The sequence below is a fragment of the Flavobacterium sp. H122 genome, from assembly GCF_004959765.1.
GTDB lineage: Bacteria > Bacteroidota > Bacteroidia > Flavobacteriales > Flavobacteriaceae > Flavobacterium.
The window spans coordinates 218346-232979 of sequence record NZ_SJZD01000002.1; the positions used below are offsets into that span (position 1 = coordinate 218346).

9 protein-coding genes and 1 pseudogene are annotated in these 14634 nt (G+C 36.2%); 1 reads left to right on the forward strand and 9 read right to left on the reverse strand.

The window, feature by feature from the left end; all coding sequences use genetic code 11:
- Nucleotides 1–9 precede the first annotated feature (9 nt).
- The 8 genes and pseudogenes from EZM65_RS04480 to tyrS all read right to left on the reverse strand — a co-directional run bounded on the left by EZM65_RS04480 (nt 10) and on the right by tyrS (nt 13095).
- The gene (locus EZM65_RS04480) at nt 10–777 is read right to left on the reverse strand and encodes an SDR family NAD(P)-dependent oxidoreductase (RefSeq protein WP_136667350.1); all 768 of its coding nucleotides are present in this window, start codon (nt 775–777) and stop codon (nt 10–12) included.
- A gap of 93 nt (nt 778–870) precedes the next feature.
- Nucleotides 871–1800: a helix-turn-helix transcriptional regulator gene (locus tag EZM65_RS04485; RefSeq protein ID WP_136667351.1), complete on the reverse strand. Its 930-nt coding sequence runs from the start codon at nt 1798–1800 to the stop codon at nt 871–873.
- 94 nt (nt 1801–1894) lie between these two features.
- Entirely contained in the window at nt 1895–4174 is a 2280-nt protein-coding gene (locus tag EZM65_RS04490) for a GH92 family glycosyl hydrolase (RefSeq protein ID WP_136667352.1), read from the reverse strand.
- Between the two features lie 106 nt (nt 4175–4280).
- The gene (locus EZM65_RS04495) at nt 4281–5471 is read right to left on the reverse strand and encodes an aminopeptidase C (RefSeq protein WP_136667353.1); all 1191 of its coding nucleotides are present in this window, start codon (nt 5469–5471) and stop codon (nt 4281–4283) included.
- Between the two features lie 128 nt (nt 5472–5599).
- Nucleotides 5600–7516, reverse strand: coding sequence for a S9 family peptidase (locus EZM65_RS04500; RefSeq protein ID WP_136667354.1), 1917 nt, complete (start codon nt 7514–7516; stop codon nt 5600–5602).
- 101 nt (nt 7517–7617) lie between these two features.
- Nucleotides 7618–8610, reverse strand: coding sequence for a GEVED domain-containing protein (locus tag EZM65_RS15845; protein WP_371682988.1), 993 nt, complete (start codon nt 8608–8610; stop codon nt 7618–7620).
- Nucleotides 8596–11565, reverse strand: a pseudogene (locus EZM65_RS04505) (reprolysin-like metallopeptidase); the annotation flags it as partial. The pseudogene EZM65_RS04505 and the gene EZM65_RS15845, both read right to left, overlap by 15 nt.
- A gap of 219 nt (nt 11566–11784) precedes the next feature.
- Nucleotides 11785–13095 (reverse strand): tyrosine--tRNA ligase, encoded by a 1311-nt coding sequence (gene tyrS, locus EZM65_RS04510; RefSeq protein WP_136667355.1) that lies wholly within the window; start codon nt 13093–13095, stop codon nt 11785–11787.
- 143 nt (nt 13096–13238) lie between these two features.
- Here tyrS and EZM65_RS04515 point away from each other — a divergent pair, with 143 nt between their 5' ends.
- Nucleotides 13239–14225 carry an NAD-dependent epimerase/dehydratase family protein gene (locus tag EZM65_RS04515; RefSeq protein WP_136667356.1) on the forward strand — a complete coding sequence of 329 codons (987 nt, stop codon included), beginning with the start codon at nt 13239–13241 and terminating at the stop codon, nt 14223–14225.
- On the opposite strand, the gene EZM65_RS04520 is transcribed toward EZM65_RS04515, so the two are convergent.
- On the reverse strand, nt 14211–14633 hold the full coding sequence (locus tag EZM65_RS04520) for a DUF4296 domain-containing protein (protein ID WP_136667357.1): 423 nt from the start codon (nt 14631–14633) through the stop codon (nt 14211–14213). The two genes, EZM65_RS04515 and EZM65_RS04520, sit on opposite strands and share 15 nt — an antisense overlap.
- Between the last annotated feature and the right edge of the window lies 1 nt (nt 14634).

Here is a 14634-nt window from a genome sequence, read left to right on the forward strand (position 1 = left end):
TTAATGATTTTAGATGTGAATTCCTCCAGAGGCTTCAATGCGTTGCCCATTAACCCATTTGGATTCATCAGAACATAAAAAAGCAACGACGCTCCCAATGTCATCTGGTTTTCCAACTCTTCCCAGCGGAGTCATATTACTTATCATGTCGTTCAATTCTTTATTGTCACGAACAGTTCCGCCTCCAAAATCAGTTTCTATAGCACCCGGTGCAACAGAGTTAACTCTTATTTTTCTGTTTCCAAATTCTACTGCCTGATAACGTGTTAATCCATCTATACCAGCTTTCATAATTGCATAAGCGGCATAACCTGAATAACTAAAACGTGCTAAACCTGAAGAAGTATTTACAATACTTCCGCCATCATTTAATAATGGTAATAGTTTTTGAGTTAAGAAAAAAGGGGCCTTCAAATGAATGTCTGACATAGCATCAAAACCTGCTTCCGTTGTTTCGCTAATTGTTGCATGATAACCAGATCCTGCATTATTTACTAAAGCATCAAATTTATTAGTGCCGAAATCATTTTTAAGGATGTTTTCGAGCTCTTTTGCGAAATTATCGAATGATGAAGTGTTTGATAAATCTAATTGAAGAAAAGAAGCCTTTTTTCCTTCTGCAACTATTTCATTTGCTGTTTTTTCTGCTTCTTCTTTTTGAGATTGGAAAGTGATGATAATATCAAATCCTTTTTTAGCTAATTGTAATGCTGAATTCTTGCCTAAACCACGGCTGCCTCCTGTAACTAATGCAATTTTATTTATACTGTTTGTCATTTTGATATGTTTTAAAATTATATGACAAAGTTGCGATGATTTTGAAAGTTAGAGGTTGCTTGAAACAATCTATCTTTTGTAAAAATCAAATAATCAATTGCGAAATGCTAACGGAGAGAAACCAGATTGCTTTTTGAAAAAATTAGAAAAATGAGCGACTTCTTCAAATCCTAAACTATTTGAAATTTCGGAAATATTCCATGCAGTGTTTTTTAAAAGAATTTTAGATTCTTGTAAAATTCTAGACGTAATTATTTCTGTTGTTGTTTTTCCGGTTCTTTCTTTTAATGTTTTGTTCAAATGATTTACATGCACGTTTAATGTATCGGCATAGTCTTTTGGATTACGAAGTAATAGGGTTTGAGTGCTCGATTCTATTGGGAATTGTCTTTCAAGAAGTTCAAGAAAAAGAGATGTAATTCGGGAAGAAGCATTCATAGTGTCAATAAGAGAATCCATTGGTTTTAGTTTTTGACCATAGTGGATAAGCTCAACTAGATAATTACGAAGCAAATCATATTTGAATTTATAGTCTGATTCTATTTCGTTATGCATTTTATTGAAAATAGACTGAATTTCTTCATATTGTTTCTCTGTTAATTGAAAAATAAAATCGGTATTAGGCTGATAAATTGGTAATTCATCTATGACTAATCCTGTTTTTGATTTGGTCATAAAGTCACTTGTGAAAACACAAAAGTGTCCTTTTTGATTATTGTCTAGTGGTGTATAGCGATAAGGTATTTTGGGAGTAGCAAAAAGAATGGCGAAATCTTTAATTTCTATTGTTTTATCTGTGTATTCGACTGTATTTTTTCCATTAATTAGGCTGATTTTATAATAAGCTCTTCTATTATATGGCATCGCTGGTTTTGCTTTACACACATTGTACATATCAGCAATATTAAAAACATTAAAATGACCAACATCTTTTTTGTCCATTTCCTCAATGTATTTTATTACTTCAGGACAATAGTCGCCAAACATTTCATTGTAAAACTCTTTTATGGTTGTTGTTGTCATTTTTTATTTTTTGTAAAATTCAAATTTACAAAAAAAATGAACCCTAAAGTTAGTCTTTAGGGTTTGGAGTCTTACTTGATGAGGAAATCATATTTTATTTGTGTTTGTCACTCATTGTGAATTCTAATAATCCACCTCTAACTATATCATCATAGTTAATGGAATAGTTGTCAAAGCTTTTTCCGTTTAAGGTCATTTTTTGGATGTAGATATTTTTATCGGAAGCATTATTAACTTTTATTTCAAAAGTTTTGCCGTTTTCAAGATTGATTTTTGCATTCTTGATTGTTGGACTTCCTATTGAGTATTCATTCCCACCAGGTGCAACAGGATAAAATCCTAATGAAGAAAAAATATACCAAGCACTCATTTGTCCGCAATCGTCGTTACCGCCTAAACCATCAGGAGTTGGTTTGTATTGCATTTTAAGTGTTTTTCTAATAATTTCTTGTGTTTTCCAAGGTTGGTTCGTCCAATTATATAAATAGGCAACATGATGTGCAGGCTCGTTACCATGTACGTAACCACCAATGATTCCATCGCGTGTGATGTCTTCAGTATCCGCAAAAAAAGTGTCAGGTAGATGCATAGAGAATAATTGATCTAGTTTTTTAGTAAAGGTTTTTTTGCCACCCATAGCTTCGACTAATGCATTTGGATTTTGAGGTACGAAAAATGTATAATTCCAACTATTGCCTTCTATGAATCCTTGTCCATGCGTGTTTAATGGGTCAAATTCTTTTTTGAACGTTCCATCAGTTGATTTAGGTCGCATAAAGCCACTGGTTTTGTCAAAATTGTTTTTCCAGTTTTCGGAGCGTTTTAAAAATTGTTCATATACTTCATTTCGGTTTAGTTTTTTAGCTAATTGCGCGATTGTCCAATCATCATAGGCATATTCCAATGTGTTTGAAACTGAAATGCCGCTTTTTTCGGCTGGAATAAAGCCATTGTCTATATAATGTCCAATTCCTTCGTAATCTCTTTTGTTGGCTGTAGTAATACAAGCGTCTAGCGCTTCGTTTTTGTCTCCGGTATATATGTCTTTCATAATGGCATCAGCTATAACTGATACACTGTGATAACCGCTCATACACCAATTGTCATTAGCATGATGACTCCAGATGGGTAGCATTTTATGAGGACTTTGCTCAAAATGTTTCATCATAGAATGGATCATGTCATTGTTTCTTTTGGGCTGTATGATATTGAATAAAGGGTGTAACGCACGATAGGTGTCCCATAAGGAAAAAGTAGTGTAGTTTGTAAAACCTTGGGCTTGATGAACGTTTTGATCTAAGCCTTTGTATTTGCCGTCAAGATCCATATAGGTTGTTGGTGCTAAAAAAGAATGATACATCGCGGTGTAGAAGTTAGTTTTTAAGTCTTCATCACCTTCTATTTCAATTTTTTGTAATTCCCTTTCCCAATTGTTTTGGGCTTTGTTTTTTACTTTTTCAAAATCCCAATGAGTAATCTCTGATAGGTTCAAAAGTGCTCCATCCATACTAACAGATGAAAGAGCCATTTTTACCTTTATTTTTTCATTGTCTGATGTTTTGAAATTAAAGTACATTCTAATTTGTTTGCCTGCTATTTCCGGGAGGTTTTTATCTTGATTAAATTTTCTCCAAAATCCTCTATAAACTTGCTTTTCTTCAAAGTTTTTACTGCCATATTCTATGAAAGGTTTTGAGAAACTCATTGCGAAGTATTGTGTTCGTGTTCTTGCCCATCCGTTCGTTTGGCGGTATCCTGTAATTAAGGTATCGTTTACTACACGTACATAGGTCCATACATTTTTTTCAGGATAATTATAAATGCCGCTCATTAAATCCAAAATGATATGTGCTTCCTCTGATTTTGGGAAGGTGTATTGATGAAAACCTACTCTAGTGGACGCCGAAAGTTCTGCTAAGATGTTATCATCGTCTAATTTTACTTTGTAATAGCCAGCTTCTGCAATTTCATTGGAATGAGAAAATGCGGAGCGAAACCCAGATTGTGGTTTATCAGCTGTTCCAGGATTTAATTGTAATTTACCTACGGTGGGCATTACTAAAAAATCTCCCAAATCGGAATGGCCTGTCCCACTAAAGTGGGTGTGGCTAAAGCCTACTATTGTTTTGTCGTCATATTGATATCCTCCACAATATTTGTAAACATCGGGATTGTATTTGCTATTTGTGGCATAAGGGATTGTATCTGTATCTGGACTTAGTTGTACCATCCCAAAAGGAACTGTAGCACCAGGATAGACATGTCCCATTCTTTGAGTTCCTATTATAGGTTTTACATATTTTATGTATTTGTTTTGGCTGAAACTTAGAGAAGCAATAAAAAGGAATAACAGACAGGTGGTTTTTTTATGCATAATTAGATTTTTTAGTTGTGTTGTTAGTGCAGTTTTTTTCGAAGGTATTTAAAAAAAAATCGATAACTAAAAAGTTATCGATTTTTAAAAAAAGTATGATGAAAAGTTATATTTTCAATTTAGTAGCTATAGCATTTGGTACCGCTTTTTTGTGAAGCATAATTGCGGTAGCTTTGTATTTTGCAAACTCTTTAGACATATATAAATAGCCTTTGTAGTCGTTTGTAGTTCCCCAAGAGTTTTTAACGATGTAATATTCTTTACCGTTCTGGTCTTTTGAAATTCCTACAATATGCATTCCGTGGTCATCAGTTGTAGTGTAGTTGTCAAATGCTTTTTGACGCATTTCTTCTGTTACTACAGCTTCTTTTTTAGGCCCGTTAAACATGTCTGCTTTTTCTTCGGCAGTCATGTCTTCTACTTTTTTCTCAGGAACAAAAGCTACGCCATTTTTCCAAGAGAAACTTTTCTCACTTACATCTCCAGCCCAAGCTACTGTATACCCATTTTTAAGTGCGCTGTCAATGATTTCTGTTAGTTCGTTCATTTTAACGTTGTATACTTGGTCATAGTTCCAGTTGTCCGGTACCATAAGTACAAACTTTGTGTAATATGGGTATTCCTGTAATGAGGAAATTTCTACATAATCGTCTGCATTAATACCTACGACTTCTTTGGCAAAAGTCTCCGGAGTATATTTTTTGCCGTTATAGTCGAAAGTTTTTGGGATTGTTCCTAAATAAGAATCGATGATAGCGGCGTATGCTTTTTCCCAGTTAGGGGTTAACTCTCCGTTAGGATTTGTTACAACTGCTTTTAAGAAAGCTTCTGTTAAGGCAGCCATTTCTGAAAATTTATTTTTGTCAGTTCCGTAATTCAAACCTGTATAAACAGATTGTGGTACAGCGCCATATTTACGGTACATATTGATTACATCGTGAAATGCTCCGCCGTCTCCTAATGCTACAGAGCCGTGCATGCGTACATAGTTTCTCCCTTTTTCTACATACGCATTGCGCGCAGAATAAATTTGAGATAATTCAACAGGTTTTTTGCCCATACGGATCATTTCAGACTCTAAAAATGAGTTGGCAGAATAACTCCAGCAAGTACCTGATGAACCTTGATTTTTTACAGAAGTATTTTCAATATTGATTACATCAGAAAATTTGAATGATTCTTTACTCTTTTCACTTGCGTTGATTTTCAAAGAGTTTACTAAATTGTCTTGAGCAAAGCTGGTAACGCCCACAAATAGTGAGACAGCAATAATGAAAGGTTTGGTAATTGTATACATGTGTTTTATAGTTTTTTCTAATATATGTCGGTAAAAATAAAAATAGGTTACAATTGTACCTAGTATTTAACAGTAAATTATATTATTGTTAAAGAAAATTCCCAAGCATGCTTGGGAATTGATTTATATTATAAAGTTTCTTTCAGCCATTTGAAAAACTCACGCTGCCAAACCAGAGCATTTTGTGGTTTTAACACCCAGTGGTTCTCTTCCGGGAATAATAGGAATCTGCTTTTTATTCCTTTTAACTGAGCTGCCTGGAAAGCTTCCTGTCCCTGACCAATAGGCACGCGGTAATCTTTTCCTCCCTGGATAATCATTATAGGAGTGTTCCAGTTATTAACTAAATTGATTGGATTAAACTCGTTGTATGTTTTTTGAGCTGTTTTATTATCTTTTTCCCAATAAGCACCTCCGGAGTCCCAGTTAGTAAAGAAAACTTCTTCGGTTGTCCCATACATACTTTGAGTATTGAAAATCCCGCAATGTGAAATAAATGTTTTGAAACGGTTTTTGTGAATTCCCGCCAATTGAAATACTGAATAACCTCCGTAACTGGCACCTACAGCACCCAAACGGCCTTTGTCCACATACGATTCTTTTGCTACATCATCAATTGCAGCTAAATAGTCATCCATTACTTGTCCTCCCCAGTCGCCTGAAATCTGTTCGTTCCATTTAACTCCATGACCCGGCATACCGCGGCGGTTAGGTGCTACTACGATATAACCTTGTGAAGCAATGGTTTGAAAATTCCAACGGTATGAATAGTATTGAGACAATGGGCTTTGTGGGCCACCCTGACAATATAATAGTGCCGGGTATTTTTTGTTAGCATCAAAATTTGGAGGAAGAATTACCCAAACCAGCATTTTTTTGCCATCCGTTGTGGTTACATATCTTTTTTCAGTTTTACATAAAGCTAATTTATTATAAGTTTCTGTGTTCACATTAGTGATTTGCTTCCACGATTTCTTTTTCAAATCATAAGAGAAAATTTCCGAAGCATGGTTCATGTCGTTTCTGGCAACAATTACCTTGTCCAGGTTGAAGCCAATAATTTCAGTAACATCAAATGTCCCGTTGGTAATTTGTTTTACAGTGATTGCAATTCTGGTTAAACCAGGAAAATTAACTTCGAAAAGCTGTTTTGTCCCGTCAACCGGTGCAATGAAATACACTTTTTTTCCATCAGAACTCCATTTAAAACTTTCAACGGTTCCATCCCAAGCTGATGTAAGATTCATATCCATTCCTTTAAAACGGACAATGATATCGTTTTTGTCGGCTTCATAACCATCACGCTTCATTTGTAACCATGTTAAATCGCCTTTAGGTGAAAACATTGGGTGAGTGTCATAACCTAAGTTGCTTTCGGTAAGGTTTTTGGTTTCTTTGGTTTCAATGTTATATTGATACAAATCGGTGTTTGTACTGGTTGCATACGCAGTACCTGCTTTCTTTTTGCAAACATAGATGATGTTTTTACTGTCAGGTGACCAAACGTAATCTTCATCACCACCGAAAGGTTTTTGCGGCGCGTCAAATAGCTCACCTTCCATAATATCGATAGGAGGTGCCAGGCGAACATTAGGAGCTGGAATACCACCATAAAAAACATGGTTGTAAGTTCCGTCTCTCCAAGTATCCCAATGGCGGTAATCTAATCCATCATATACTTGTGCATTAGCTTTGTCAAGTTCCGGGTAAACATCTTTACCAAGTACATTGCTGACTTTAACTTCCTGATGTGAAAGTAAGAAAGTCCCATCGGGCGAAATATTTTTGTCTTTAATTAATTCTTTGTACTCTTTAATTTCAGTTGGATTTCCTCCTGTAATTGGGATAGAGTAAAACTTAGAGTTTGACTTGTTATCCTCAATTGATGGTGTAGCAACTTTATAAACGATGTTTTTACCGTCTTTTGAAATGCCTAAAGGGGAAACACGACCGAGTTTCCAAAGCAATTCCGGAGTCATAACTTCTTGGGCAACTGCTGAATTTATTCCCATAAGCGTTAAACTTAATAATGCCAGTTTTTTCATTTTATTTGTAAAATTTATGCCTGCTAAAAGTACAATTTTATTTATAAAAAAAGCTGCCTCATTGAGACAGCTTTTAAGGTTAGGTTGGGTTAATTATCAAATTACTCTTTGATAAAGCGTTTTGTAACAGTTGTTTCATTATCAGAAACTTCTAAAATATAGTTTCCGGCTTTGAAGTTTGTTACATTGATTGTTCCGTTATTAATTTTTCCTTCAGCAACTACCTGACCTAATAAATTATAAGCTCTGTAGGTTGCTTTTTCAGAAATAGAAGTAATAGTTAAGAAATCTCTGGTTGGGTTAGGGTATAAACCAATTTCAACTCTTGAAGCATTTGAAGTTTCTTCTCCTCTTGCTGTTGATGTGATGTTGATTGTATAATCCTCAACCTGCCCGTATGAGAATGCCTCACATGATGTAGGTACAGCGTTATATTTCATAGACACTCTCATTCTTGTAGTTCCTAAAACGGCAGTTGCAGGAATTGTGAAAGTTCCGGAAACCGGAGTAGTTGTAGAAGCTGTTTTTGTCCAAACAGTTTCACCGGCATCAGTAAATACACCATTTTGGTTGTAGTCAATAAACACTGCATAGCCTTCACTGTAAACAGTGCCAGTCCATGTTGGAGTTATAGTAATAGTTTGTGATGATCCTCTGGCAGCTGAAGTTGATTGTGCAGTAAAGTTTTCATAACCAGCAGTACCAGTTGATGCATTGTTGATTGAGCCAATAGTTACACGTCCAATTCTTTCGTCAGCTGTGTTGTTGCCTTGAGATGTACAATACGTAATTGAAACTGATGAAGTAGTTACACTTACAGTATTACTTGCTGCAGAAACGTTTCCGGCAGCGTCTTTAGCTCTTACCGAGAAAGAATATGTTGTAGAAGCCGTTAAACCTGAAACTGCATATGAAGTAGAAGCTGTTGAACCTAATAAAGTTGCTCCCTGGTAAACATCATAACCGGTAACACCTACGTTATCAGTAGCAGCTGACCAAGATAAGTTAGTTGAGCTAGAAGTAGTTCCAGAAGCAGTTAAACTAGTTGGAGCAGTTGGTGCTGTCGTATCAGCTGTGCCAGCAGTAATGTTGATTGTATAATCTTCAACTTGTCCGTAAGAGAAAGCCTCACAAGAAGTTGGGATTGCATTATATTTCATAGAAACTCTCATTCTTGTTGCTCCTAATGCAGCAGTAGCAGGAATTGTGAAAGATCCAGAAACCGGAGTTGTTGTAGAAGCTGCTTTTGTCCATACTGTTTCACCAGCATCAGCAAAATCACCATCTTTGTTATAGTCAATAAATACTGCATATCCTTCAGCATAAGTGCTTGAAGTCCATGACGGCGTAATTGTAATACTCTGTGAAGCATTTTGAGCAGCAGAAGTTGATTGCGCTGTAAAATCTTCATAACCGGCAGTGCCCGTTGAAGCATTGTTGATAGAGCCAATTGCTACGCGTCCGATTTTTTCGTCAGCAGTACTGTTCCCTTGTGAAGCACAGTAAGTGATCGTTACAGCAGAAGTTGTTACGCTTACAGTGTTGCTAGCAGCAGAAATATTTCCAGCAGCGTCTTTCGCTCTAACTGTGAATGAATAGGTAGTTGATGCTGCCAAACCAGTAACAGCAAAAGATGTAGAAGCTGTAGTTCCTAATAAAGTTGCACCTTGATATACATCATAACCTGTAACACCTACGTTATCAGTTGAAGCTGTCCAAGATAAGTTAGTTGAGCTAGAAGTAGTTCCAGAAGCAGCTAAATTAGTTGGGACTGTCGGAGCTGTTGTGTCTACAATAGGTGCTGAAGTAGTTACACTTACAGTATTACTTGCAGCAGAAATGTTTCCAGCAGCATCTTTAGCTTTAACAGAGAAAGTATACGTCGTAGAAGCTGTTAATCCAGAAACTGCGTATGATGTAGAAGCTGTTGTTCCTAATAAAGTAGCTCCTTGGTAAACGTCATAACCAGTAACACCTACATTGTCAGTTGAAGCTGTCCAAGATAAGTTTGTTGTTGTTTGAGTAGTTCCAGAAGCTGCTAAACTTGTTGGAGCAGAAGGCGCTACTGTGTCGCTTGATCCTGCAGTTACAGTAATATTAGCATTGTTTACGTCAAAGAAAATATGGCTTGTACCTTTTACCATGATCCTGCCTGTTGAAGTAGAAGCATTAGGAATAGTCACATTTTCAGTACCGTCATTAGGAGTTCCTGCAACTAGAGTTGTCCAAGAAGCTCCGTTATTTGTAGTCCATAAAATATCTACGTTAGCACAGTTTACGCCGTTTGCAGTAGTACCGGCAACATTCCAGGTAACTGCCTGTGAAGTGCCTCCGGTATATGAACTTGCAGTACCTTGTGATGTGATTGCAAATGGACCGGCAGTTCCATTTACAGTTACAATCATGTCATCAGAATTGTTGGCAGAACCACCAGCTCTGTTATCACGCACTGTAAAACGGAAATTCATTGTTCTTGCAACTGAAGGTACAGCCTCAACAGCGATTTCAGTTCCTTGAGTTGTAGTTGCACCATTTAAAACAGAAGACATTTGAGGGAAATATCTTGTTGGTGTTGTTGCAGGGTTGTAGGATCTGAAAGTCGGGCCCGAAGTTTTTGTCGCACTTGCAGCAGAACTTGCGCCAGTTTGTGAGCTTGATGCATTGTCAAATTGTTCCCAGATATAAGTTAAGGCATCGCCATTAGCATCAGTTCCTGTACCTGTCAGCATGAACGGAGTGCTCTTAGGTATAGTAAAATCTGAACCTGCATTTGCAGTTGGTATCGCATTACCTGTTGCAGTGTTTACTGAACAAGTTTTAGCTTTAATGTTGTTAGTAACCTGTTGCACACTAAATGCATGGAAATACGCATCAGAATGCGGTTGTACGTCCTGAGAAGTAATACCGGCATATCCCATGATTGTTGATCCAGATCCTGGTTCCATATTTGCTCCAGTGCCTTCATTGCTCATAGAAAATGTGTGGTTTGCACCAAATTGGTGTCCTAATTCATGGGCTACATAGTCAATGTCAAAATTGTCTCCCGAAGGTATACCGTCACCAGGAGAGGTGTAGCCGGATCCTTTATTCTTGTCAGATGTACTTGAAGTGTCATCAACACAAATACAACCAATACAACCTGCATTACCACCACCGCCTGAAGCACCAAATAAGTGACCTACATCGTAAGCGGCATTACCTATTGTATTCGTTAAATTGTTTTGTAACTCAGTGTTCCATGCACCTCCTGCACCTGTAGATGCGGCAGAATAAGGGTCGGTTGATGCGTTAGTGTAAATTAGAACGTCATTGTTTGCAATTAAATTCATTTTAACACTAAAGTCTTTTTCGAAAACACCATTCACACGAGTCATAGTTGCGTTCATAGCTGCCAAAGCCTGGGCTTTAGTTCCGCCAAAATAAGCAGTATACTCACCAGTAACAGACAATGCTAAACGGAATGTTCTTAGAGTAGCATCATCAGCATTTGGACGCAGGTTAGCTCCATTTGCTAGTTTTGGTTCAATTTTGTCAATTACTTTACACTCAAAAGGAGTCAGGTTTTCTTTTTTGTCTGATTTTTTATAAACAGAATATGTTTTTAAATCTTTTGAGAATGGCTCAATGAATGAGGCTGATTTGTCTGCATTCAAAGTCATTGATTTGAATCCTAATGGAGACATACTGAAATAAGCTGTAGAAGTTGGATTGTCAACGCCAATTCCAATGTATGATCTGATTTCAGGGTATTTTGCCTGTAAAGCCGGATCCATGTTAGAGTTTTCATATACTCTGAAACGCTCGGTTTTTCCTTCAGCATTTGGCAGGGAAATGATAGTTGCTGAAGTTGTTCTGCTGAATCTGCTTGGTGATTTGGCTAATTCAGTTTTGATTAAGTTAACATCCAGATCGTAAAGATTCTTCTCTGGAAGCTGCGATTTGCTTTCCAATTGGGTTTTATTAGAAGCCCCCGTTCGCTTCCATAAACCATCTTGAGCAAATGCCAAACTGGTAGCCATGAAAGCTACTGAAAGTAATTTCAATTTCATTGTTTGGTTTTTTTAGTTGGTTAATAATGGCTGCGAATTTATTCATAATTTTTTAAACTTTTCATAACAATTTTAATAAAATCGATAAAAAACATCAACAAAATACACTGTTTAGGGGATGCTAAAATGCGATTTTATCAATAAAAACGAGGGTTTTAAGAGTTTTTTAACAAAAAAACCACTTCTTTTGAAGTGGTTCATTTTCAGTTGTTTATCGATTTATTTGATTTTTACGACAAAATAATTTTTTTTGCCTCGTTGTAAAAGTATAAATTGATTATTGATTAAATCTTTACTGGAAATTTGATATTCTTCTGTAATTTTTTCTTTGTTTACTGATATTGAATTTTCTGACAAGGCTCTTCTCGCTTCTCCGTTTGATTTTAAGAAACCTGTTTTAGAGTTTAAGACATCCACGATGTTGATTCCTTCTTCAATTTCGCTTAAAGAAATTTCAGCCTGCGGTACACCTTCAAAAATTTCAAGGAATGTTTCCCCATCCAATCCTTTTAAATCGTCAGAAGTTGAGTTTCCAAATAAAATATTAGAAGCCGAAATAGCTTTCTCCAATGCTTCTGCACTATGAACAAAAGTAGTTACCTCTTCTGCTAATTTACGTTGTAAAACTCTTAAGTGCGGAGCTTGATGGTGTTCTTCAATTAATGTATTGATAGTTTCTTCATCTAAGAAAGTAAAGATTTTGATGTATTTTTCAGCATCAGCATCAGTACTGTTTAACCAAAATTGATAAAATTTATATACAGAAGTTTTATCAGCAGTCAACCATACATTGCCGCCTTCTGATTTTCCAAATTTAGAACCATCCGCTTTTGTAATTAACGGACAGGTTAAAGCGTATGCTTTTGCGCCTTCACTGTCAGTATCTACATTCATGCGGCGGATTAATTCGGTTCCAGTGGTAATGTTGCCCCACTGGTCACTTCCCCCCATCTGCAGTTTGCAGTTGTATTCTTTGTTCAAATGGTAAAAGTCGTATCCTTGAATTAATTGGTAGGTAAACTCTGTGAATGACATTCCGTCTCCGGCTTCTCCGGATAAACGTTTTTTAACAGAATCCTTAGCCATCATGTAGTTTACAGTTAGTCGCTTTCCTACATTACGGGCAAAATCGATGAAAGTGAAATTTTTCATCCAGTCGTAGTTGTTAACTAAAACCGGTGCGTTTGCTTCTGTAGAATTAAAATCTAAAAATTTAGATAAAACCGTTTTAATTCCTTCAACGTTTTTAGTTAAAGTAGCTTCGTCCAATAAATTTCTTTCGTCAGATTTTCCAGATGGATCACCTATCATTCCGGTTGCTCCTCCAACAAGGGCAAATGGCTTGTGTCCAAAATTCTTTAAGTGAACCAATAAAATGATAGGAACTAAGCTTCCTATATGTAAAGAGTCGGAAGTTGGGTCGAATCCTATATATGTTGCAGTGCTTTCTTTTAACAATTGTTCTTCAGTTCCCGGCATCATATCGTGTACCAGTCCACGCCATTGTAATTCAGCAATTAAATTTTTCATTTTTATTAAAATTTTTGCAAAGATAAGAATTCAATGACAATGTCAATAATCAATTACAATAACAAAATGGTAAGTAAGTTGCAAAGTTTGTTTTTTTGAATCTTTAAATTTTTTAATCATTAATCATTCAATATATTTGAAACATGATTTTAGTAACAGGAGCAACAGGACTTGTGGGTTCACATTTGGTTTTGCGTTTACTTGAGCGGGGTAAGGCGGTAAAGGCAATTTATAGGTCTGAAAATAATAAAGACCGTGTTCAACGAGTTTTTGAGTATTATCAAAAAGCAGATTTGTTCGCTAAGATAAATTGGTTTAAAGCAGATATAACTGATGTTCCTGAATTGGAAACCGCGTTTCAAAACATTGAGTTTGTTTATCATTGTGCCGCTTTGGTTTCTTTTGATCCAAGTGAAGAGGAAAATCTCAGAAAGATTAATATTGAAGGAACAGCCAATGTAGTTAATCTTTGCATTGCCTACAACATAAAAAAGCTCTGCTATGTGAGTTCTATAGCGGCACTGGGTGATTTAAAAGACTTCGAGACTATGGTGACTGAAGAGACTGAATGGAATCCTGAAGCTTTGCATAGTGACTATGGAATTTCAAAGTATGGTGCCGAAATGGAAGTTTGGCGGGGCTATCAGGAAGGACTGGCTGTTGTTATTGTTAATCCTGGAGTGATTCTTGGACCATTGTTCTGGAGGGAAGGCAGCGGTGATATTTATGAAAAAGTGAAAGCAGAAGTGCCTTTCTATACTAATGGCGGTACAGGTTTCGTGTCGGTAATTGATGTTGTTGCTGTAATGTTGCTGTTAATGGATTCTGAAATTACAGGAGAAAGATTTATTCTGGTGGCAGAAACCAAAGCCTATCGTGAGATGGCTGATTTAATAGCTGAAAAAACAGGTGTCAGAAAGCCTGAATATGAGGCAAAAAAATGGATGACTTCCATAGCCTGGCGTATAGATTGGTTTTTGGGGCTTTTTGGCAAGAATCGTATTTTGTCTAAGGACATTGCCCGGACATTGCACACTACCAAATATTTTGATGTATCGAAAGTCAGGAATGCAGTTTCCTATGAGTTTGAACCAATTTCAAAATATATAGAAAAATTATCCCGTAGTTAGTGTTTTACTGTTTTTTCGGGCTTTTGAAACTGAATCTTTTATTTTTTTCAGTTTGGCGTCAGATTCTTTTTTTAATATTTTTTCTGCTTTAAGCCTGTTGTTTTTTACTCTTTCCAGAACTCTTTCATAAAGGCTTTTGTAGTTCTCAATATCAGCTGAATAGTATTTGTTGCTGTTTACAAATTGCAGACTGTCAATTTTGTACTTCTGATAGATGTATTTCTTAGGATCGATATTGTTTTTAGGAAGCAGTTTGGCATCGTTTCCTTTAATGGCTTGCAGTAAAGCAAGATCGTACAGAATATTCTCCATTTTAGCTTCATCAATCAAATTGTCCGGCTTTTCAATTGCTTTGTCAGAACAAGAGAAAAGTGTAAAAATCAAAAAGAAGCCAATTATTTTTTTCATT

Coding starts and splice junctions, on each gene's coding strand:
- EZM65_RS04480 (WP_136667350.1), bottom strand. CDS start 777: ATGACAAACAGTATAAATAAAATTGCATTAGTTACAGGAGGCAGCCGT.
- EZM65_RS04485 (WP_136667351.1), bottom strand. CDS start 1,800: ATGACAACAACAACCATAAAAGAGTTTTACAATGAAATGTTTGGCGAC.
- EZM65_RS04490 (WP_136667352.1), bottom strand. CDS start 4,174: ATGCATAAAAAAACCACCTGTCTGTTATTCCTTTTTATTGCTTCTCTA.
- EZM65_RS04495 (WP_136667353.1), bottom strand. CDS start 5,471: ATGTATACAATTACCAAACCTTTCATTATTGCTGTCTCACTATTTGTG.
- EZM65_RS04500 (WP_136667354.1), bottom strand. CDS start 7,516: ATGAAAAAACTGGCATTATTAAGTTTAACGCTTATGGGAATAAATTCA.
- tyrS (WP_136667355.1), bottom strand. CDS start 13,095: ATGAAAAATTTAATTGCTGAATTACAATGGCGTGGACTGGTACACGAT.
- EZM65_RS04515 (WP_136667356.1), top strand. CDS start 13,239: ATGATTTTAGTAACAGGAGCAACAGGACTTGTGGGTTCACATTTGGTT.
- EZM65_RS04520 (WP_136667357.1), bottom strand. CDS start 14,633: ATGAAAAAAATAATTGGCTTCTTTTTGATTTTTACACTTTTCTCTTGT.